At 60.8% G+C, this 21,369-nt stretch carries 19 protein-coding genes; 10 read left to right on the top strand and 9 right to left on the bottom strand.

The genetic code is table 11. The annotated features are described in order from the left end of the window. Window positions 1–105: 105 nt before the first annotated feature. From JMY24_RS20640 to dnaA, 4 genes are all read right to left on the bottom strand, one after another. Complete coding sequence (locus JMY24_RS20640; protein ID WP_236597466.1) at window positions 106–753, bottom strand: type I restriction-modification system subunit M; 648 nt, start codon at window positions 751–753, stop codon at window positions 106–108. Window positions 754–1,004: 251 nt separating this feature from the next. Beyond that, the gene (gyrB, locus tag JMY24_RS20645) at window positions 1,005–3,476 is read right to left on the bottom strand and encodes a DNA topoisomerase (ATP-hydrolyzing) subunit B (RefSeq protein ID WP_201702796.1); all 2,472 of its coding nucleotides are present in this window, start codon (window positions 3,474–3,476) and stop codon (window positions 1,005–1,007) included. A gap of 113 nt (window positions 3,477–3,589) precedes the next feature. After that, window positions 3,590–4,693, bottom strand: coding sequence for a DNA polymerase III subunit beta (gene dnaN / locus JMY24_RS20650; protein ID WP_128584616.1), 1,104 nt, complete (start codon window positions 4,691–4,693; stop codon window positions 3,590–3,592). A gap of 226 nt (window positions 4,694–4,919) precedes the next feature. Beyond that, window positions 4,920–6,539, bottom strand: a complete 1,620-nt coding sequence (gene dnaA / locus JMY24_RS20655; protein ID WP_201702798.1) for a chromosomal replication initiator protein DnaA — start codon at window positions 6,537–6,539, stop codon at window positions 4,920–4,922. Between the two features lie 385 nt (window positions 6,540–6,924). Between dnaA and rpmH the strand changes: the two genes are divergently transcribed. From rpmH to yidC, 4 genes are all read left to right on the top strand, one after another. Beyond that, window positions 6,925–7,059, top strand: coding sequence for a 50S ribosomal protein L34 (gene rpmH / locus JMY24_RS20660; RefSeq protein WP_004198824.1), 135 nt, complete (start codon window positions 6,925–6,927; stop codon window positions 7,057–7,059). A gap of 14 nt (window positions 7,060–7,073) precedes the next feature. Further along, window positions 7,074–7,571, top strand: coding sequence for a ribonuclease P protein component (locus JMY24_RS20665; protein WP_236597467.1), 498 nt, complete (start codon window positions 7,074–7,076; stop codon window positions 7,569–7,571). A gap of 112 nt (window positions 7,572–7,683) precedes the next feature. Next, the gene (gene yidD, locus JMY24_RS20670; protein ID WP_006050604.1) at window positions 7,684–7,914 is read left to right on the top strand and encodes a membrane protein insertion efficiency factor YidD; all 231 of its coding nucleotides are present in this window, start codon (window positions 7,684–7,686) and stop codon (window positions 7,912–7,914) included. A 30-nt stretch (window positions 7,915–7,944) separates the two neighbouring features. Beyond that, window positions 7,945–9,603: a membrane protein insertase YidC gene (gene yidC, locus JMY24_RS20675; protein ID WP_128596080.1), complete on the top strand. Its 1,659-nt coding sequence runs from the start codon at window positions 7,945–7,947 to the stop codon at window positions 9,601–9,603. Window positions 9,604–9,753: 150 nt separating this feature from the next. Here yidC and JMY24_RS20680 read toward each other — a convergent pair whose 3' ends face one another. Beyond that, window positions 9,754–10,161: a transcriptional regulator gene (locus JMY24_RS20680; RefSeq protein ID WP_027776859.1), complete on the bottom strand. Its 408-nt coding sequence runs from the start codon at window positions 10,159–10,161 to the stop codon at window positions 9,754–9,756. 374 nt (window positions 10,162–10,535) lie between these two features. Here JMY24_RS20680 and mnmE point away from each other — a divergent pair, with 374 nt between their 5' ends. From mnmE to JMY24_RS20695, 3 genes are all read left to right on the top strand, one after another. Continuing rightward, the gene (gene mnmE / locus JMY24_RS20685) at window positions 10,536–11,930 is read left to right on the top strand and encodes a tRNA uridine-5-carboxymethylaminomethyl(34) synthesis GTPase MnmE (protein ID WP_128596079.1); all 1,395 of its coding nucleotides are present in this window, start codon (window positions 10,536–10,538) and stop codon (window positions 11,928–11,930) included. A 170-nt stretch (window positions 11,931–12,100) separates the two neighbouring features. Then, on the top strand, window positions 12,101–13,312 hold the full coding sequence (locus tag JMY24_RS20690) for a tyrosine-type recombinase/integrase (RefSeq protein ID WP_128596078.1): 1,212 nt from the start codon (window positions 12,101–12,103) through the stop codon (window positions 13,310–13,312). A 243-nt stretch (window positions 13,313–13,555) separates the two neighbouring features. Continuing rightward, window positions 13,556–13,717: a hypothetical protein gene (locus JMY24_RS20695; protein WP_164853631.1), complete on the top strand. Its 162-nt coding sequence runs from the start codon at window positions 13,556–13,558 to the stop codon at window positions 13,715–13,717. 87 nt (window positions 13,718–13,804) lie between these two features. Here the strand turns inward: JMY24_RS20695 and JMY24_RS20700 are convergent, their stop codons facing one another. Both JMY24_RS20700 and mdeB read right to left on the bottom strand, forming a co-directional pair. Next, window positions 13,805–14,152, bottom strand: coding sequence for an ecotin precursor (locus tag JMY24_RS20700; RefSeq protein ID WP_128596077.1), 348 nt, complete (start codon window positions 14,150–14,152; stop codon window positions 13,805–13,807). 116 nt (window positions 14,153–14,268) lie between these two features. Next, complete coding sequence (gene mdeB / locus JMY24_RS20705; protein ID WP_128596076.1) at window positions 14,269–17,004, bottom strand: alpha-ketoglutarate dehydrogenase; 2,736 nt, start codon at window positions 17,002–17,004, stop codon at window positions 14,269–14,271. A 152-nt stretch (window positions 17,005–17,156) separates the two neighbouring features. On the opposite strand from mdeB, the gene JMY24_RS20710 reads away from it, so the two are divergent. Beyond that, window positions 17,157–17,684, top strand: coding sequence for an Lrp/AsnC family transcriptional regulator (locus JMY24_RS20710; RefSeq protein WP_128596075.1), 528 nt, complete (start codon window positions 17,157–17,159; stop codon window positions 17,682–17,684). Between the two features lie 128 nt (window positions 17,685–17,812). Then, the gene (locus JMY24_RS20715) at window positions 17,813–18,238 is read left to right on the top strand and encodes an HIT family protein (RefSeq protein WP_128596074.1); all 426 of its coding nucleotides are present in this window, start codon (window positions 17,813–17,815) and stop codon (window positions 18,236–18,238) included. 64 nt (window positions 18,239–18,302) lie between these two features. On the opposite strand, the gene JMY24_RS20720 is transcribed toward JMY24_RS20715, so the two are convergent. Beyond that, window positions 18,303–18,482: a hypothetical protein gene (locus JMY24_RS20720; RefSeq protein WP_128588362.1), complete on the bottom strand. Its 180-nt coding sequence runs from the start codon at window positions 18,480–18,482 to the stop codon at window positions 18,303–18,305. Between the two features lie 503 nt (window positions 18,483–18,985). Here JMY24_RS20720 and sap1 point away from each other — a divergent pair. Beyond that, window positions 18,986–19,324, top strand: a complete 339-nt coding sequence (gene sap1 / locus JMY24_RS20725; protein WP_020067361.1) for a surface attachment protein Sap1 — start codon at window positions 18,986–18,988, stop codon at window positions 19,322–19,324. 278 nt (window positions 19,325–19,602) lie between these two features. On the opposite strand, the gene JMY24_RS20730 is transcribed toward sap1, so the two are convergent. Then, window positions 19,603–21,336, bottom strand: coding sequence for an IlvD/Edd family dehydratase (locus JMY24_RS20730; protein ID WP_201702800.1), 1,734 nt, complete (start codon window positions 21,334–21,336; stop codon window positions 19,603–19,605). Window positions 21,337–21,369 lie beyond the last annotated feature (33 nt).

Consider the following 21,369-nt stretch of genomic DNA (forward strand, 5'->3'; position numbering starts at 1 on the left):
CCAAACGACAAAAAGAGGAGGAAATCGACGCACCAGAATGATGTTTCTGAGCATCAGGGGTGGGTCAATTCTAGATGCAAAAAGTGGGTCAGTTCGCGGTGCAAATCAACAATTGGGGGAGTGTGCGCGAATGTATTCACCTGCCGCCACTAGGAATCCGCAGGTCCCGCTGGCCGGGTCGCAAACCACGTCCATAGGTGTAGGCGCAGTAAGCTCCACCATCAGCTTGATGATATGGCGCGGAGTGCGGAACTGACCGTTCTGGCCTGCAGCGGCGATTTTGCTCAGCAGGTATTCGTACAGGTCTCCCTTTGTATCGCGGTCTTCCATCGACACCGCGTCGAGCATGTCCACCACTTTGGCCAGCAAGGCGGCGGTTGGGATTGTGTAACGGGCATCCTTCATGTGGTGGGTGTATGTGGAACCATCGCCACCCAGCGTGCGCAGGAAGGGAAAGACGTGCTCGGCCACCACGGTATGCATTTCGGCCGGGGCGAAGTGCTTGAGGTGCGACCAGCGTAGGTCGCTGTAGTCCCGGCCTTTGGGGTCCTGCCCCTCAGGGAAGATGCGCTTGGCCATGGGTTGGTGAAGAATGGCCGCCTTGCTCTCTTCCAGCGTGTGGGTGTCGTCGAGACGACGGATGAACAGCAGGTAGGTGATTTGTTCGAGCACCTCCATCGGGTTGGAGATGCCGCCAGACCAAAAGGCGTTCCAGATGGCGTCGATTTGGTTTTTGAGTTCGCCGGTAAGCATGGATTTCCGATGCTGAAAAGGTTGTCATTGGGCTTGGAGCATTATCCCAGACGTAATTGCATATCGTCGTACCATCTGCGCCTAGTTTATGCGGTGACGCAGATTGCGCCGGTGCTCGCGGAGAGATTCGGGAACGGGCGACGACCTGACCACGAATCACCATAAATCGAGCTATCAATGAAGAAAGACCCATAAGTTTCTCAACTTATGGGTCCAAAATTCTCAGGTTATGGGTTCATCTACAGCGGTCCTTAAACATCAATATTCCCCGCCCTCAACGCATTCGACTCAATGAAAGCCCTACGCGGCTCCACATCATCACCCATGAGCGTAGTAAAGATCCCATCAGCCGCGATAGCGTCCTCGATCTGCACTCTCAGCAAACGACGCACAGCCGGATCCATAGTCGTCTCCCAAAGCTGCCCAGGATTCATCTCACCAAGCCCCTTATAGCGCTGCTTGGAAACATTCCGCTCAGCATCAGCCAACAACCACTTCATCGCAGACTTGAAGTCGCTAACAGCCATACTCCGCTCACCACGCTTGATCACCGCGCCCGGACCAATTAGCCCCTTAAACGTATTAGCGGTATTGACCAGTTGCTGATAATCAGCCGTCAACTGAAACTCCTCGTCCAGCACCGAAACCTTCTGATTGCCGTGATGCGTCCTCGCGACGCGCAGCGAACGCAATTCACGCACCGGGTCATACATCGTCGTAACGGTAACTTCGGGCTTCAGCGCGTCATCCCGCAGCTTAGCCTCGAGCGCTTTTGCAGAAGCCTCAGCCGCATCTTCGCTAGAGAGATCGATGACAACGCCATCCATCACAGCCTCGAGCGCCCCAGCGTCATACAGCCTGCTCAACCGGTTGACCACCGCCTGCGCAAGCAGATAAGCACGTGCCAATTCGCCCAACGCATCGCCGGTAATCGCAGTCGCGTTCTCAGAAGGCAACAGCTCCGAACCCTGCAACGCCAGCTTCAAGATATGAGCATTGACCTCATTCTCATCCTTCAGATACCGCTCGTCCTTACCCGCCTTGATTTTGTACAGCGGTGGCTGCGCGATATAGATATACCCGCGCTCGATCATCTCCGGCATTTGCCGATAGAAGAACGTCAGCAGCAGCGTCCGGATGTGCGCGCCGTCCACGTCAGCGTCGGTCATGATGATGATGCGGTGATAACGCAGCTTGTCGAGGTTGTAATCCTCTTTACCGATACCGCAACCCAACGCGGTAATCAGCGTCACGATCTGCTCCGAAGAAAGCAGCTTGTCATAACGCGCTTTCTCCACGTTGAGCACCTTGCCGCGCAGCGGCAAGATCGCCTGAAACTTCCGGTCGCGACCCTGCTTCGCGGACCCGCCAGCCGAATCACCCTCGACGATATAAATCTCCGACTTCGCCGGATCTTTTTCCTGGCAATCCGCGAGCTTGCCCGGCAAACCAACGCCATCGAGCACGCCCTTGCGACGCGTCATTTCACGCGCCTTGCGAGCCGCATCGCGAGCACGCGCTGCATCGACGATCTTGCTGCAGATGATCTTCGCGTCGTTCGGCGTCTCGAGCAGGAATTCCTCGAGCGCTTTCGCGACCACATCTTCCACCGGCGCACGCACTTCGGACGACACCAGCTTGTCCTTTGTCTGCGCGCTGAACTTCGGCTCCGGCACCTTCACCGACAGCACGCACGAAAGCCCTTCGCGCATGTCGTCGCCCGACGTCTCGACCTTCGCTTTCTTCGCGACTTCATGGTCGGCAATGTACTTGTTCAACACGCGCGTCATCGCTGCGCGCAAGCCGGTCAAGTGCGTGCCGCCGTCGCGCTGCGGAATGTTGTTCGTGAAGCAAAGCACGTTTTCGTTGTAGCTGTCGTTCCACTGCATCGCCACTTCCACGCCCACGCCGTCCTTCTCGCCGTTCACGTGGAAAATGGTCGGGTGCAGCACGCTCTTGGTCTTGTTGATGTACTCGACAAAACCCTTCACGCCGCCGACAAACGCGAAATCGTCTTCCTTGCCCGAACGCTGATCCGTCAAACGAATCCGCACGCCGTTATTCAGGAACGACAGTTCGCGAATTCGCTTTGCGAGAATGTCGTAGTGATATTCGACGTTGCCGAAGATCGTCTCGTCGGCCATGAAATGCACTTCGGTGCCGCGGTTTTCGGTCTCGCCCACCACCTGGATAGGTGACACCGCGACGCCGTCGATCACTTCGATCACGCGGTTCTGCGGCACGCCACGGTGGAATTCCATGAAGTGCTTTTTGCCGTCGCGGCGAACCGTAAGACGCAGCCACGCGGACAGTGCGTTCACGCACGACACGCCCACGCCGTGCAGGCCGCCCGACACCTTGTAGCTGTTCTGGTCGAACTTGCCGCCGGCATGCAGCTCGGTCATCACGATTTCGGCGGCACTGCGCTTCGGCTCGTGCTTGTCGTCCATCTTCAGGCCGGTCGGCACGCCGCGGCCGTTGTCGGTGATCGAGATGGAGTTGTCGGCGTGAATGATCACCTGAATGTCGTTACAGTACCCGGCCAACGCCTCGTCGATCGAGTTGTCGAGCACTTCGAACACGAGGTGGTGCAACCCGGTGCCATCCGATGTATCCCCGATGTACATCCCCGGCCGCTTGCGCACCGCCTCCAGACCTTCGAGGATCTGAATGGACGAGGCGCCGTAGCTGTTGTCGGGTTGCGTATTGTTCGTTTCAGTCATGGATTTTTTCCGGTTCTGCATTACTGCTGGGTTGCTGCTCGGGACTTTTCAAAATGCCATAAAAACGCCAAAGGGGCGCTGCGCCCCTTGGTGTGTTCTGGTTTTTGGACGCGTTAGATGCGCATCGGCATCACGACGTATTTGAATTCGTCGTTCTCGGGAATCGTGATCAACGCGCTGGAGCTGGCATCGCCAAGGCTCACTTGCAACATGTCGACCTTCAGGTTCGCAAGCACGTCGAGCAGATACGTGACGTTGAACCCAATATCGACGCTGTCGCCGTCGTACGCGATTTCCAGTTCTTCTTGCGCCTCTTCCTGATCGGCGTTGGTCGACATGATCTTCAACTGGCCCGGCTCGATGATGCAGCGCACGCCCTTGAATTTGTCCGACGTCAAAATCGCCGCACGTTGCAGCGAACGCTGCAGCTCTTCACGGCCGATCACGAACTGATTCTTATGCGACTTCGGAATCACACGCTGGAAGTCGGGGAATTTTCCTTCCACCAGTTTCGACACCAGTTCGACCTGACCGAACGTGAACTTCACCTGCGTTTGCGCGATGTCGATGTTCAGCGTGTCGTCGATATCTTCCAGCAGACGCTGCAATTCCAGAATCGTCTTGCGCGGAATGATCACTTCCTGGCGCGCGAACGTGCCTTCGATCTTCATCGACGAAAACGCCAGGCGGTGGCCGTCGGTTGCGACTGCCATCAACTGGTCGCCGTCTACTACCAGCAGCATGCCGTTCAGGTAGTAGCGAATGTCCTGCTGGGCCATTGAAAAATGGACCATGCCGAGCAACTGGCGGAACGTCTTTTGCGGAACCACCAGGCTCGCGCCGTAGTCTTTAGCTTGCGCAACCGTTGGGAACTCGTCCGCAGCCAGCGTTTGCAGTGCAAAGCGGCTCTTGCCGGATTGCACCGTCAGACGCTTGTCATTCAGCGTGAGCGTGACCTGGCCGTCGGGCATGGCACGCAGAATGTCGAGGAGCTTTCGTGCTGCCACCGTGGTCGCCACCGAATCGCCGCCCACGCCGAAATCGGCGCGCGTGGTGATCTGCAACTCCAGGTCGGTCGACAGGAACGACACGTCCGGGCCGTTCTTGGTAATCAGCAAATTGGCGAGGATCGGCAACGTATGGCGGCGTTCGACGATGCCGCTCACGGTTTGCAGCGGCCTGAGGAGGTTATCGCGTTCGGTCTTGACCAGTTGCATAGAGTTCCTTCGTTGATATAACGGCCCACGCGCCTTTCAGCCCTTTTAGGCATTTTTCCGGCACGCACCGCAGCTCCCCGCCGGCGCCACGCAGCGCCCGTCACGGCGTGAAATCCGCCCGCGGCCGCCGGGCGGTTAAACCTGTATTGTGCCTGAAAAAGGAACCGCCTCACTAAAATGGGGGCGAGTTAGGAAATAAACAGGTCGATTTTTCCGTCGACGCCGCTCAGCCTTTCAGCGTCTGCTCCAGCACGTGCAGCTCGTGGTTCAGTTGAGCGTCCTTGCTGCGCTCGTCGGCGATTTTTCGCACCGCGTGCAGCACCGTGGTGTGGTCGCGTCCGCCGAACAACTCGCCGATTTCCGGCAAGCTCTTCTGCGTGAGCTCTTTCGCGAGGTACATGGCGATCTGCCGCGGCCGCGCAATATTAGCCGGCCGCTTCTTCGAATACATGTCTGCGACCTTGATGCTGTAAAAGTCAGCCACGGTCTTCTGAATATTTTCCACAGAAATCTGGCGGTTCTGCACCGTCAACAGATCTTTCAGCGCTTCTTTCGTCAGTTCGATCGTGATTTCGCGGCCGTGGAATTTCGAGTACGCGAGAATTTTGCGCAGCGCGCCTTCCAGCTCCCGAACGTTGGAGCGCAAATGCTTGGCGACGAAAAACGCGACGTCTTCGTTCAGGCTCACGAATTCCGACTGCGCTTTGCGCATCAGAATCGCGACGCGCATCTCGAGCTCGGGCGGCTCTATCGCCACCGTCAGGCCGGAGTCGAAGCGCGAAATCAGACGGTCGTCGATACCGGAAATTTCCTTCGGATACGTGTCGCTGGTGATGATCACCTGCGCCTTGTTCGCGACCAGCGCCTCGAACGCGTAGAAAAACTCCTCCTGCGTGCGCGACTTGCCCGAAAAGAACTGAATATCGTCGATCAGCAGCAGATCTAGCGAGTGGTAGTAACGCTTGAAGTCGTCGAACGCCTTGCGCTGGTACGCCTTCACGACGTCCGACACGTACTGTTCCGCATGAATGTAGCGAATCCGCGCGCCGGCCTTGTCCATCAGAAGCTGGTTGCCGATTGCGTGGATCAGGTGAGTCTTGCCGAGGCCCACGCCGCCATACAGGAACAGCGGGTTGTACGAGATGCCGGGATTGTCCGCGACCTGAATCGCCGCGGCACGCGCCAGCTGGTTGGCCTTACCGGTCACGAAATTGTCGAAAGTCAGGACCGGGTTCAGCTTCGAGCGCTCGTACATCGAGTCGTTGTCGCCGTTGCCATTGGAGCTCGCGCTCTGGCCCGGACGCCATGTGCGGCGTGCCGCCGCGGCTTCGTTCGCGTCGAGGCTCGGCAGGTCCAGGTCGGCGGAATCTTCGGCTGCGGCGCGTGCGTTTGCGTTGTGTTCAGCTGCCGCGCGGGCGTTGGCGTTGAGGTTTGCCATCGCGCTGTTGGCGCCGTTCGCGCGCGCGGCGTGGGCCGCTTGCACGGCGCCAACGGCCGCGTCCACCGCAGCGCCATTGCCCGCGCTACCGCCCATGGAACCAGGCGCGGAAGCCGGACGCGCCGCAGCCGGCGCGGCTGCCGCAGGGGCGCGCATGCCGGCTTTCGGGTCCAGTACGAATTGCACGTCGACCGGGGTTTGCCAGAAATCGCGGGCCATATCCGCGATGCGGCCGGAGAACTGGCTCTTGACCCAGTCGAGCTTGAAGCGGTTCGGCGCAGCAATGCTGAGCGTGTTCGCAGCGGCGTCGAAGGCGACCGGGGCCAATGGTTTGATCCACGTCACGTACTGCTGGGGCGTGAGTTCACGCTCCAGCAATGCGGAACAGTGTTGCCAGAATTCGTTCATCGAGTTGCTGTCGTTATGGTGTGCACGAGGTTCGCCCTCTGCCCCCGTCGCGCGCACGCAACAAGGCCCGAAGCAGCCAGGCGTGACAGCCCCAGGCGCCTGTGCCACAAGGGATTTGCGGGGCAAGCGAGCCGGAGCGGCGTGCATCATTTTTGGGAAGTAAGGCGAGATTCTAACGCCAAACGAGAGCCGAAAGGGAGTTATCCACAGGGACGGATCAACTGCGCAAGCGCACCGCGCGCCCGGACCGCACGGGCTAAAGTATTGACGGTCAACGAAAAACCAGTTTAAATAGCGGGTTCCGCGAAAACCAATTCAGTAGACCTCCGGCCATTGCGCTTTCAGCGATGATCGCGCGGTTATTTTTCGATCAAGTGAGAGCAACATGAAACGTACTTACCAACCTTCCGTTACCCGTCGCAAGCGCACCCACGGCTTTCGCGTTCGCATGAAGACCGCTGGCGGCCGCAAGGTCATCAACGCACGTCGCGCGAAGGGCCGCAAGCGCCTCGCCATCTAAGGCAGGCGAGCGGATTGCGCGTTCTGTCCGTGCCGGGCGAGATCGGTGGCGAAGCGGGACCGGCAGAGGCGCCGCAGCAGGGCTCGGTACCGTTGCGAGCGCAAGCCGCCTTCCCCAAAGCCGCAAGGCTACTGAAAACGGATGAATTTTCATCCGTTTTTCGTTTGCGCCCGTGGCGCCGCACTGCGCACTTCGTGGTGTACGGCCGGCCTACCGGCAACCAGGCTCGCCTCGGCCTCGTGATCGGCAAGAAGTATGCGCCGCGCGCGGCTACGCGTAATCTGGTACGTCGAATCGCGCGTGAAGCCTTTCGGGTGCGTCGCGCGGAATTCGGCGGTTGGGATGTGCTGCTGCGTCTGCACACGCGCTTCGACAAGAAGGCTTTGCCGAGCGCCGCGTCGCCGCCGTTAAAGGCGCTGTGCCGCAGTGAAATCGAGTCGTTGCTCGACAAGGCAGCACGCGAAATTGCCCGTCGTCAGGCGCCGCCCGCGGAAGCGCCCAAGACGGAATGACGCTCAGGTGACCGCCCGCTTTTTCGCTCAGGCCGACGTAGCTGCGGCAGCCTTGGCCAGCGGGTGTTGTCCGGTACTCCACGTTGCGCGGCGCCGTCCGGCCGCATCAGCCATGCAAACGGTACTCATCGCTTTACTGCGTTTTTACAAGCTTGCCGTGAGTCCAATGCTCGGCAACCGGTGCCGTTTTTACCCTTCCTGCTCTGATTACGCGCGCGAAGCAATCCAGTATCATGGCGCCGCGCGCGGGACTTATCTCGCCGCCAGGCGTATTTGCCGTTGCCACCCGTTTTCCGCGGGCGGCATCGATCTCGTCCCGCCTCCCACTTCTGAAAAGCGCTGACGCGCCGTTCCATCGACACTGAGACAACGCATGGATATCAAACGCACCGTCCTATGGGTCATCTTCTTCATGTCAGCGGTCATGCTGTTCGACAACTGGCAACGCGACCACGGACGCCCGTCGATGTTCTTCCCGAGCGCCACGCCGACCAAGACGGTCGGTAGCGCCGCACCGGGAACCACGACGCCGGGAACCCAGCCCGCCGATTTGCCGGCCACCAACGCAGCAGCGCCGGCCAACACGCCGGCGGCCACGCAATCGCAACTCGTCAAGTTCAGCACCGACGTCTATAACGGCGAAATCGACACCCGCGGCGGCACGCTGTCGAAGCTGTCGCTCGTCAAGCAAGGCGACGGCAAGCAGCCGGATCTCGTCATCACGCTATTCGACCGCACCGCCAATCACACGTATCTGGCGCGTACGGGTCTGCTCGGCGGCGATTTCCCGAATCACAACGACGTCTTCACGCCGCTGCCCAACCAGCCGCACGACCTGACGGGCGACGCCAAATCGTTCCAGCTCAGCTTCGAGTCGCCGGTTAAGGGCGGACTGAAGGTCATCAAGACCTACACGTTCACCCGCGGCAGCTATGTGATCGGCGTCGATACGAAGATCCAGAACGTCGGCACGGCGCCGGTGAGCCCGTCGGTTTATATGGAACTGGTGCGTGACGACCAGCCGGTCGAAACGCCGCGCTTCTCGCACACGTTCATCGGCCCGGCTGTCTACACCGACCAGCACCACTTCCAGAAGATGACGTTCGGCGACATCGACAAAAACAAGGAAGACTTCACGAAGCAAGCCGACAACGGCTGGATCGCGATGGTGCAGCATTACTTCGCGTCGGCCTGGATTCCGCAGCAGGGCGTGAAGCGCGACATCTACGTCGAGAAGATCGATCCGACGCTCTATCGCATCGGCGTGAAGCAGCCGGTTGCGGCCATCGCACCGGGCCAGACGGTCGACGTGTCCGCGCGTCTCTTCGCCGGTCCGGAAGAAGAGCGCATGCTCGAAGGCATCGCGCCGGGTCTCGAACTGGTGAAGGACTACGGCTGGGTGACGATCATCGCGAAGCCGCTTTTCTGGCTGCTCGAAAAGATCCACAGCTATGTCGGCAACTGGGGCTGGGCGATCGTGCTGCTCACGCTGCTGATCAAGGCGGTATTCTTCCCGCTGTCGGCCGCGAGCTACAAGTCCATGGCGCGCATGAAGGCGATCACGCCGCGCATGCAGGCGCTGCGCGAACGCTTCAAGGGCGATCCGCAGAAGATGAACGCCGCGCTCATGGAGCTTTACAAGACCGAGAAGGTGAACCCGTTCGGCGGCTGTCTGCCCGTTGTGGTTCAGATTCCGGTGTTCATCTCGCTGTACTGGGTGCTGCTGTCGTCGGTTGAAATGCGCGGCGCGCCGTGGATTCTGTGGATTCACGATCTGTCGCAGCAGGACCCGTTCTTCATCCTGCCGGTACTAATGGCTGTTTCCATGTTCCTGCAGACGAAGCTCAACCCGACGCCGCCTGACCCGGTTCAAGCGAAGATGATGATGTTCATGCCAATCGCGTTCTCGGTCATGTTCTTCTTCTTCCCGGCCGGTCTGGTGCTGTATTACGTCGTGAACAACGTGCTGTCGATCGCGCAGCAGTACTACATCACGCGCATGATGGGTCAGTCGAAGGCCAAGCCGGCCTGATGCCTGCCTGAAGCGGCGCGCGGCGGACCAAAAATGCCGCGCGCCGCCAGCGCTGACGGCGAGCCGACTCGCCCGCAAAAACGAAGCCGCCCGGTTCGAACGAACCGGGCGGCTTTTTCATGCGAGCTGCGTGGGCAGACGGCGCATCCGCTACTCTTCTTCGGTATCCTCACCGTAGAAGCGCACAATCATTTCTTCGACGAGAAAGCGGTCTTTCGGCGTCAACGACTCGATCTTCGAAGCCAGTTCGATCGTTTCCTGCGACGGCGGATATTTCTCGCCCCGGGCCATCGGTCTGGCGCTCGCACCGGGCGAAGGTCCGTAGTGCAGCCAATGCTCCTTCACGTTCAACCACTCGGCCAGCGTGCGCAACTTATCGGGCTTTGGAATCGTCGTACCCGTGAGCCACTTGTGCGCGGTTTGCGGAGTAACCGGACGGTCACCGCGATAGCGAAGGTTGAACTGTTCGGCGAGCTTGGTCCCGCCGCGAATCTTCAGCGGCTCCAATGTTTCCTTCAGCCTCTTCGAGAAGGCAGCTTTTTCTTTCGGGGTTGGCATGGGCCAGATTGTGCAATTCAGCGTCCTCCCAGTTGACAACTGACCAGGCTCATGTTGAACGTATTTGAGATAATTTTAGCTTGATTGCCGCAATGCGACGGCGATTCAGCGCAATGTCATTTTTTGCGACTTTTCTATGCGGGGCGTGCGTCCCCGCCGCGCAGTGCTCTCGCTGAGTCTGTATCTGTCCTAGCTAAAAAGTAAAAATCGTAGCTTGTTTAGGATCAATCTCAACGGTGACTCGGAAGCGCGATCGGACGGACAGGCGCCGCACGGACCGACCCGGCTTATGGCCCGCGTTACAATGCCCGGCGCGCCCGAGATGTCCGCGCCGCGCCGCCCCGCCCCACTCTTCCGATTTCGCCGCCTCACTCATGCTGACCACCGATTCCGATCCGATCGTCGCCATTGCCACCGCGCCCGGCCGGGGAGGCATCGGCGTCGTGCGCATTTCATTTGGACGCGCGGGCGAGGCCGCGGCGCAGCCGCTGATGCATGCGCTGACCGGGCAGGCGCTCGCGCCTCGTCACGCGAGTTACGTGCCTTTTTTCGACGATGGCGGCAACGCGCTCGATCGCGGTATTGCGCTTTACTTTCCCGCGCCGCATTCGTACACCGGCGAGCACGTGCTCGAGTTGCAAGGCCATGGCGGGCCGGTCGTGCTGCAACTGCTGCTGCAACGTTGCATCGACGCGGGGCGCGGATTTGGTCTGCGGCTTGCCGAGCCCGGCGAGTTCACCCGCCGTGCGTTTTTGAACGACAAGCTGGACCTCGCGCAGGCTGAAGCGGTGGCCGATCTGATCGAAGCGAGCACCGAGGCCGCGGCGCGCTCAGCGGGCCGTTCACTCGACGGCGCGTTCTCGCGCGACATCCACGCTTTGGTTGAAGAAGTAATCACGCTGCGCATGCTGGTCGAAGCAACGCTCGACTTCCCCGAAGAAGAAATCGACTTCCTCGAAGCCGCCGACGCCCGCGGCAAGCTCGCGCGGATTCGCGAACGCCTCGCGCACGTGCTCGCCGAAGCGCGGCAAGGTGCGCTGCTGCGCGAGGGATTGTCGGTGGTGCTGGCCGGCCAGCCGAACGTCGGCAAATCGTCGCTGCTGAATGCACTTGCCGGCGCTGAACTCGCCATCGTCACGCCGATTGCGGGCACGACGCGCGACAAGGTTGCCCAGACCATTCAGATCGAGGGCATTCCGCTGCATGTAATCGACACCGCCGGCTTGCGCGATACCGAAGACGAAGTCGAGAAAATCGGCATTGCGCGGACCTGGAGCGAGATCGAGCGCGCGGACGTGGTGCTGCATCTGCTCGATGCGCGCACGGGCATGACGGTGGAAGACGAAACCATCGCCGGGCGCTTTCCGGCTGGCGTTCCGGTCGTGCGCGTGCTGAACAAAACGGACTTGGTCGGCTTGCCGCCCGAGGCTCGCGCGCTCGACGCCGATTCCGACCTTAGCGAAGTCCGGCTGTCGGCGAAACAAGGCGACGGCGTGAGCTTGTTGCGCGACGAACTGCTGCGCATCGCCGGTTGGCAGGCGGGCGCCGAGAGCGTCTACCTGGCGCGCGAGCGTCACCTGATTGCGTTGCGCGCGGCGCAGGAACATCTGATGACGGCCGCCGCGCATGCCGATCAGAACTCGCAGGCGCTGGATCTTTTCGCCGAGGAACTGCGTCTCGCGCAGGACCAACTCAACTCGATCACTGGCGAGTTCAGTTCCGACGATCTGTTGGGAGTGATTTTCAGCAGGTTTTGTATTGGTAAATAGAGGTGCGCATTCGAGGCGCCTTGGAACGCGATAAGACCATCTAACACAGGGCATCCGCGCTTTATAGGCGAAACAGATCAACGTGCTTTGTGGACCAATCGCGCCACGTCCTCTTGGTACACAAACGCAGACAGTTTAAACTCGCTCCGTCGCGTACCAGCCACTACAGCATGCCCCGCCTAGCCGCCCCACTCACCGAATCCCAGATCCGCGCACTCGAACCGCGCGCCGCCCGCTACAGCGTCGCCGACGGCAACGGCCTCGTAATCGAAGTGATGACCACGGGCACCAAGGTCTGGCGCTTCCGCTATTCGCTGAACGGCAAGCGCCAGCCGCTTGCGACCATCGGCGATTACCGGATGATTTCGCTGCGCGTCGCCCGAGCCAAGGCGCAGAAGTACGCCGAGCTCGTCGCGCAAGGCATTTCGCCCGTCGCCACTGCGCGCCGCGACCGCGGGGCCGAAGCTAAAGCCGAGGTTCTGCGTGAAGCAGCCGAGCTCTATATGGCGACCGAAATGGCCGGGAAATCGGACGAATATCGACGCACCACGCGGCGCGCACTCGACAAAGACGTGTTGCCCGCAATCGGCGGCATGCGGGTCAAGGCGGTGACCGCGGAGCACGTTGTCGCTATCTGCGACGCAATCAAAAGCCGCGGCTCGCCAAAAATGGCGCTGCACACCCGCAACGTCATCAAGCGTCTCTACGAGTATCTGATCGCCCGCCAACTTGCGACCGCGAACCCGGCGGAAGTCGTGCCGGCGCGCTCCATCGCCACCTTCGAGAGCCGCACTCGCGTGCTGTCCGGCGAGGAGATCGGCACGATGCTGCATTCGATCGAAACGTCGAGCATCCGCCGGCCGCTCAAGATGGCGCTGCACCTGCTGGTACTGACGATGGTACGCAAATCGGACCTCGTGGAGGCGACGTGGGACGAGTTCAATCTCGACCGTGCGCTGTGGCGCATCTCCGCTGCGCGTCTGCACGGAGATACGGATCGGATCGTCTACCTGCCTCGGCAAGCGGTGGCGATGCTGCAAGAGTTGCATCGCACGCGAGCAAGCAGGACCTTTGTCTTTCCGAGCGCGAGGGGCGACGACCGGCCGATTGCAAAGAGCACGCTCAACCAGGCGGTGAAGGCGCTTGGCCTGGAAGTCGAGCATTTCGTTCTTCATGACTTCCGTCGAACGGCGTCGGCGCATCTGCGCGAGATGATCGAGCATGCACAACCGGACAAAACATCAGCGCAAACGCGACAAAGCGAGTCGCGAGCCAAGCCCGAATGCGATCCGGCCGAGCAGCGGCAAATCGCGCAGCAGTGGGCGGATTTCGTCGATGCCGAGCTCGACGCGGCGCGGAAAAGAGCGGTTAGCGCGGGCTGATCAAGCGAGAAGACCAGCGGAAAGGTGAAGGGTCGCGGCCCGCCATTTTTTAGGTACACAAAGACGCACCGCCACCCTCCAAGCCATCGCACCGCAAAGAAAACGTGCATCGTTCACGAGGTTATTAATACATCGTCACGAGCACGAAAGCGCCAAGCCGAGCCATCCCTTCACGCGGCGCTTCTCTCCTGCGACTGATCGCCTACACTGGAGCAACGATGCAACCTTTTCGTGGAGGCTGCCATGTCTGAATCGTTGATCGCTTACCTGCTTGGGCCGACCGTGATGGTGCTGGTCGGCGGGGCAATCTGGGCGGCCTCACGCTACCATCACAAGGCGGGACCGCAAAAGCTCGAGCGCTGGCTCGATACGCATTACGCCGAGTGGCTGCATCACAGGCACTGAGGGCGGCGCCTTGCGGCGTCAAAACAAAAGGCCGTCGCAGTGAGCGACGGCCTTTCTGTCTGCGCGCAGTCATGGCGCGCCTACTACTTACCACCGGGGCGCAGACTCGCCATATTCGTACTGCTGCTGCGGCGCTCCGCACGCCACATAACCGCGCTGATACTGGTCGTAGCAGTAGCCCGGCGGCGGGCCCGCGTAAGCCGGTGCCTGCTGATACACCGGCTGTGCATAGACAGGTTGCGCATAGACCGGCTGTTGATAGGCCACAGCGGGCGCAGGATTCAATATTGAAGTCACCACCGCGCCCAGCACCGCGCCGCCGATCAGCGCGCCGACTACATCGCCGCCGCCACCGCCGCTATGGCCATGAGCCGAGGCTTGTCCCGCGACGCTCAAGCTGCCCACCATCACCAATGCCACTGCTAACTTTTTCATTTTTCGCTCCCGCCGTTCAGGCATGGAACGAATTGTCGGCTACGCGCGTAGAAATAGATGCTGCAAGTGGTAACGACACATTACCTGTGTAACTACCGCCATCGGCAGGTCCTGGATCAACGCTGCCACGACGCTGCTTGCACCGGCGCATCGCCGTAATACCGTTGGCGCGCATTGCCCAGCACGTCCCCTTGAAGCGCGCCCTCGTCTGTCAGCGCTTTGAGCGCGGCCATGACGATTGCCTTGCGATCCACCTCGAAGAATTCGCGCAACGCCTCGCGCGTATCGCTGCGGCCGAAACCGTCCGTACCCAGCGTCACGTAGCGGCGCGGCACGTATGCGCGAATCAGTTCGGGCACGGCGCGAACGTAATCCGTTGCCGCGACGATCGGCCCGTCTGACTCGCCGAGCACTCGCGCGACGTAAGGCTCTTGCGACGACGCCTCGCCATAACGCGCGAGCCGCTCTGCCGCCATGCCGTCGCGCTGCAATTCGCTGAAGCTGGTCACGCTCCACACTGCGGCGTCGATCTGCCAGTCGTCCTTCAGCATGCGCTGCGCGGCGATGACCTCGCCGAGAATGGCACCGGCGCCAAGTAATTGAATCTGCGCCCTCGCGCCTTTTTCCGCACGAGCGGCGAGCGGGTAAATGCCCTTCAGAATGCCTTCGCGCACTGCGGCCACATCGCCGCCTGGCGCACAAGGCTGCGCGTAGTTCTCGTTCATCACCGTGACGTAATAGAACACGTCGCGCTGCCGCTCGACCATCTCCCGCATGCCTTCGTCGACGATTACTGCGACTTCGTAAGCGAACGCGGGATCGTACGCGCGGCAATTCGGGATGGTCGATGCCGCCAGATGGCTCGTGCCGTCCTGATGCTGCAAGCCCTCGCCGCCGAGCGTCGTCTTGCCCGACGTCGCGCCGATCAGGAAACCACGTGCGCGCTGGTCAGCCGCCGCCCAGATCAGATCGCCAATCCGCTGGAAACCGAACATCGAGTAATAGATGTAGAACGGCAGCATCGGCAGGTCGTGCACACTGTACGACGTCGCCGCCGCGATCCACGACGATACCGCGCCCGCTTCCGAAATGCCCTCCTCCAGAATCTGCCCTTGCGTGTCCTCGCGGTAGTACAGCATCGAGCCGAGGTCTTCCGGCTCGTAAAGCTGGCCCAGCGGCGAGTAGATGCCGACCTGGCGGAACATGTTCGCCATGCCGAAGGTGCGCGCCTCGTCGGCGACAATCGGTACGACGCGCGAACCGAGCCCGGCGTCCTTTAGCAGCGCGGTCAACATGCGCACGAGCGCCATCGTCGTGGACATTTCGCGGCCGTTGGAATCGAGCGCGAACTGGCTCCAGGAGGACATCGGCGGGACGATCAGCCCCTCCGATGCGACTCTCCGCCTTCTGGGCAGATAGCCTCCGAGAGCGGCCCGGCGGGCATGCAGGTATTGCATTTCCGGGCTGTCTTCCGCGGGTTTGTAAAACTTCAGCTGTTCGACGTCCACGTCCGTGAGCGGCAGACGGAAGCGGTCGCGAAACGCTTTCAGGTCGTCGAAATCGAGCTTCTTCTGCTGATGCGTGGTCATGCGGCCCTGGCCAGCCGTGCCCATGCCGAAGCCCTTCATCGTCTTTGCGAGGATCACGGTCGGCTGGCCGCTATGCCCGAGCGCTTTTGCGTAAGCCGCATGCAGCTTGCGCACGTCGTGACCGCCGCGCCGCAAGCGGTCGATATCCTCGTCGCTCAACTGCGCGGCGAGCGCGGCCAGTTCCGGGTTTTGGCCGAAGAAGCGCTCGCGGTTGTACGCACCGTCGTTCGCGGAGAAAGTCTGGAACTGGCCGTCGACGGTATTCGCGAACGCGCGCAGCAAGGCACCGCTGCGGTCGCGCGAGAACAGCGCGTCCCAGTCCGAACCCCAGATCACCTTGATCACGTTCCAGCCGGCTCCGACGAAATGCGCCTCCAGTTCGTCGATGATCCGGCCATTGCTGCGCACCGGACCATCCAGACGCTGCAAGTTGCAGTTGATAACGAACACCAGGTTGTCGAGCCCTTCGCGCGCGGCCAGCGACAATGCGCCGGTCGACTCGGGCTCGTCCATTTCGCCATCGCCGAAAAAGCCCCACACCTTGCGGCCTCCGGTGGGCGCGAGGCCGCGGTTCGCGAGGTAGCGCATGAAGCGCGCTTGATAAATCGCGTTGATCGGTCCAATGCCCATCGAGCCGGTGGGAAACTGCCAGAAGTCCGGCATCAGCCACGGATGCGGATACGAACACAGCCCGGGCCCGCCGATCTCGCGACGGTAATGCCGCAGATTCTCTTCGGAGAGAAAACCTTCCAGATACGCGCGCGCATACACACCGGGCGACGAATGCGGCTGGAAATACACGAGATCGCCCGTGCCCTCGCCCGCCCCCGGCATCGACGCGCGAAAGAAATGGTTGAAGCCGACTTCGAACAGATCGGCCGCCGACGCATAGCTCGCGATGTGCCCGCCGAGCTCGCCGTACGCCTTGTTCGCGCGCACCACCATCGCGAGCGCATTCCAGCGCAGCGCGGCGGCGAGCCGCTCCTCCAGTTCGAGATTGCCCGGATAGCGCGGCTGATCTTCGGCGGCGATCGTGTTGCGGTATGGCGTGACGTTGGTGCGCGCCGACTCGACGCCGAGCGACACCGCGTGACTCGCCAGCCGGTCGAACAGAAACTGCGCGCGCTCGCGGCCCACGTGTTCGACGACAGCGTCGAGCGCCTCCAGCCACTCGGCTGTCTCCTGCGGATCGGCGTCCGCCGGCTCCGTGCGCTCAACGCCGAGGGACCGCACCTGCTCGTTACCGCTGGACAAATCCGTCATGGCACCACTCCCGCATCGACACGTTCGGTTCAAGATCGAGTGAGGTAATGGTACTTACGAGTCTGCAAAATGAGCGTCTCATTTGCTTGCTATCGCTCGCTGCGATAGGCTATTTATTCCGGATTTCGCCTTGCTCACGGAATATTTAATCTATGACCTCGCCAACCAGACGGCTCGATCGCATCGACATCGGCATTCTGAGCCAGTTGCAGCAGAACGCGCGCATCACCAATGCCGACCTGGCGCGCTCGGTGAATCTCTCGCCCACACCGTGCTTCAACCGCGTGCGCGCGCTCGAAAAGCTCGGTCTTTTCAAGCAGCAGGTCACGCTGCTGAACCCGGAGCCGCTCGGGCTACGCATCAACGTGTTCATTCAGGTGAGCCTGGAAAAACAGGTGGAGGACGCGCTGCAGCGTTTCGAGCAGGCCATTTCGGAGCGCCCGGAGGTGATGGAGTGCTATCTGATGACGGGCGACGCCGACTACCTGCTGCGCGTGGTAATGCCCGACATGCAGACTCTGGAGCGCTTTATCGTCGATCATTTGACGAAGATTCCCGGCATTTCCAACATCCGTTCCAGCTTTGCGCTTAAACAGGTGCGTTATAAGACGGCGCTGCCATTGCCGTCGTCTGGATTGACGCTGACCGATCCGGACGACGTCGCGACCGACTGGCGCTGACGCGTCACCGCGCCTCGCTTCCGCCGAAGCGGCGCGCTGCTGTAACAGAGATGGCCGACAATAGGCACGACAGCGGGCGTCAAGCCTTACCCGCGAAAAGCGTGCAACAGGAATCAGGAGAAAAAGCGATGAACTACGACGACAGCAATCCCTTCGCAAAGATTTTGCGTGGCGAACTACCGTGCATCAAGGTCGCGGAAACCGATGCCGCGCTCGCCTTCATGGACCTGATGCCCCAAGCCGACGGCCATCTGCTCGTCGTGCCGAAGGAAGCGGCTGCCGAGATCTTCGACCTGTCGGACGCGGCGACTGTGGCATGCATGCGCATGACGCAAAAGCTTGCCGTTGCCGTGCGGGCGGCGTTGCGTCCAGACGGTGTGTTCATCGGCCAGTTCAATGGCGCGGCTGCCGGGCAGACGGTGCCGCATGTGCACTTTCACGTGATTCCGCGCTGGGAAGGTCAGCCGTTACGCATGCATGCGCGCGACGTCGCGGACGCGGACACACTGGAAGCGCTGGCCAAACGCATTCGCGCCCACTGGCGAGCGGATTGAGCCGCGATCTGCGGTGGAAAGCTGCGCTCGTGCGGTGCGTTAATGGAACGGCACGAGCGCCGCGTTACAGCCGATGCCGCGAGCGGCGCAGCGGATGACGCCAGTCGAGACGCCGCGGTCCCGCGTGCATGGGGCGCGTGTCATGCAGATGCCGGTGTTCTTGCCACAATTCGTCGGAGAAAAGAAACGCGACGATCAGCAGCGGAAGGACGAGAAAAACGCCCAATATGAGATTCTCGATCACGGCGGCCTCCGTTCTCACGTTCCATGGTGTTTATTGTAGAGCACCGCACGTACCCGCAAAGTCGGCCATCTGCCCGCCAGTTGCGACGCATAAGGCAGAGCGATGCCTGGCATCGTTTATCTTCTGCATTTACACCGTTATATCGACGGGTTTATTCAGTCGGTGAAATGACTTTGTGTGCAATGCACCAAGGGTAGTTGCAGTTCCTAATAAATCGCTTAAATCGAATATCGCGTTAACGCTAATGCGCCTCGCAAAGCGTTACTGGCTAGAGCGGCCCGCAGGCGGAGTCCTTTAGTAATCCCTCGTAATTCCACCTCTTTCATGCGCAACGGGACCGTTGGCTGGACGCCGCGCACGGTGCGACAATCTGCCGCTGTTGCGACCGCACACAAGATGTGCTTGTGGTTCTCTCGCGTTCTCCTAAAGTGCAAGGTGCGGGCTAGACGATGGAGTTAAATACATAGCTAACCTGAGCATTCGGCCCGCACCCGGAGGAACATATGAAAACTCGACTCGCCCTTGTTTTCGCCGTTGCAAGTCTGGCTGCCGCAAGCGTTCAGGCGCAAGACGTCATGATCAAGCCGCAGCAAACCATTCAGTTCAAAGCCAACTCGTACGGCTGCTTGTCGAAAGACAAACTGGACGCCGTCAACGAGCATGCGCAAGCCGGTGAACAGCAGAAAATGCAGGAGTTCTTCTCCGGGTATCAATGCGTTTCGACGCCGGAGAATTCGAGCTTCCGCGTCGTGCGTGTCGTCGGTCACGACTTCGAGTTCGTGAATGCCAGCAATAGCGACACACAAGGCCTCTGGGCGAACGATCGATTCATCAAGCAATGATCTTATAGAACGCCGGGTTCGCAGACATTTCGGCAGAACGCCGGAACGATGCGCGCTTACGTGAAATCTCTGGCTTTAAAAGCCGGAGACGGTGAGCTTGTGACTAAAAAAATCGGTTGGACATTTCAAAATGTCCAACCGATTTTTATTTTGTGCGACGTGCTGGCGTAACGGGCGAAAAAAAGCCGATGCGGTTATCTCAAGCCGCATCGGCAGTACGCCTTCTCGCAAAGCGCAGGAACAACCGTTTAACTGTTCAGAACGACTCGCGCCGCTCCTCAGTGCGAGTCGCGGGGCACGGGCGCACCGCTGGAGCCGACCAGGAAGTCGAGATCCGCGCCCTGATCCGCTTGCAGCACATGCTCGACATAGAGCTTGTAGTAACCGCGCTTCGGCGACTCGGGCGCCTGCCACGCGGCGCGCCGGCGCGCGAGTTCGTCGTCGCTTACGTCCAGGTGCAGGCGCCGCGCTTCGACATCCAGCTCGATCATGTCGCCGGTCTGCACGAAAGCGAGCGGGCCACCCGCAGCTGCTTCGGGCGACACGTGCAGCACCACCGCGCCGTACGCGGTGCCGCTCATGCGTCCGTCGGAAATGCGCACCATGTCGGTAATGCCTTTTTGCAGCACCTTCTTCGGCAACGGCATATTGCCCACTTCGGCAAAGCCCGGATAACCCTTCGGACCCGCGCCCTTGAGCACCATGATGCAGTTTTCGTCGATGTCGAGCGACTCGTCGTCGATCTTCGCGTGCAGCTCCTCGATGTTTTCGAACACGACCGCGCGGCCTCGGTGCTTCAGCAGTTCCGCAGTGGCCGCCGACGGCTTGATCACCGCGCCATTCGGGGCGAGGTTGCCCTTGAGGACCGCAATGCCAGCCTTCGGCTTGAACGGCTCGGCGAAGGTGGTGATGACCTTCTCGTCGTGATTCGGCGCGTTGCGCACGTTGTCCCAGATGGTCTTGCCGTTCACGGTAAGCGCCTCGCGATGCAGCAGCCCTTGCTCACCCATTTGCTTGAGCACCGCCGGCAGACCGCCCGCGTAGTAGAAGTCTTCCATCAGGTATTCGCCCGACGGTTGCAGATTCACGAGACACGGCACGTTGGAGCCGAGCTCCCAGTCCTCGAGCGAAAGCTCTACGCCAATGCGCTTCGCGAGCGCGATCAGATGCACGACGGCGTTGGTCGAGCCGCCAATCGCTGCGTTCGTGCGGATTGCGTTTTCGAAGGCCTGGCGCGTGAGAATCTTATCCATCGTCAGATCCTCGCGAACCATGTCGACGATGCGTCGGCCGGCCAGGTGCGCGAGCACCTGGCGTCGTGCGTCGACTGCGGGAATCGCGGCGTTGTGCGGCAAGCCCATGCCGAGCGATTCGACCATCGAAGCCATCGTCGAGGCCGTACCCATCGTCATGCAGTGGCCGCGCGAGCGGTTCATGCACGACTCCGCTTCGGTGAATTCTTCCTGCGTCATCGAGCCGGCGCGCACTTCCTCGGACATCTGCCACACACCCGTGCCCGAGCCGATATGCTTGCCGCGGAACCGGCCGTTGAGCATCGGTCCACCGGACACCGCGAGCGAGGGCAGGTTGCACGACGCCGCGCCCATCAACAGCGCAGGCGTGGTCTTGTCGCAGCCGACGAGCAGAATCACGCCGTCCATCGGATTGCCGCGAATCGATTCCTCGACGTCCATCGACGCCAAATTGCGAAACAGCATGGCCGTCGGTCGCAAATTGGTTTCGCCGAGCGACATCACCGGAAACTCGAGCGGCAAGCCGCCCGCTTCATGCACGCCTTTCTTCACGTATTCCGCGAGCTCGCGGAAATGCGCGTTGCAGGGCGTCAGTTCCGACCACGTATTGCAGATGCCGATTACCGGGCGTCCGTCGAATTCGTCGTGCGGAATGCCCTGGTTTTTCATCCACGAGCGATGCAGAAAACCGTCGCGGTCCTTGAGGCCGAACCACGCCTGGCTGCGCAGCGGCTTTTTAGTCTGGTTGGAATCAGCCATGAAATCTCCTGTTGGCAAACATGTAGGGCAGGG

This window comes from Paraburkholderia kirstenboschensis, assembly GCF_904848585.1.
GTDB lineage: Bacteria > Pseudomonadota > Gammaproteobacteria > Burkholderiales > Burkholderiaceae > Paraburkholderia > Paraburkholderia kirstenboschensis.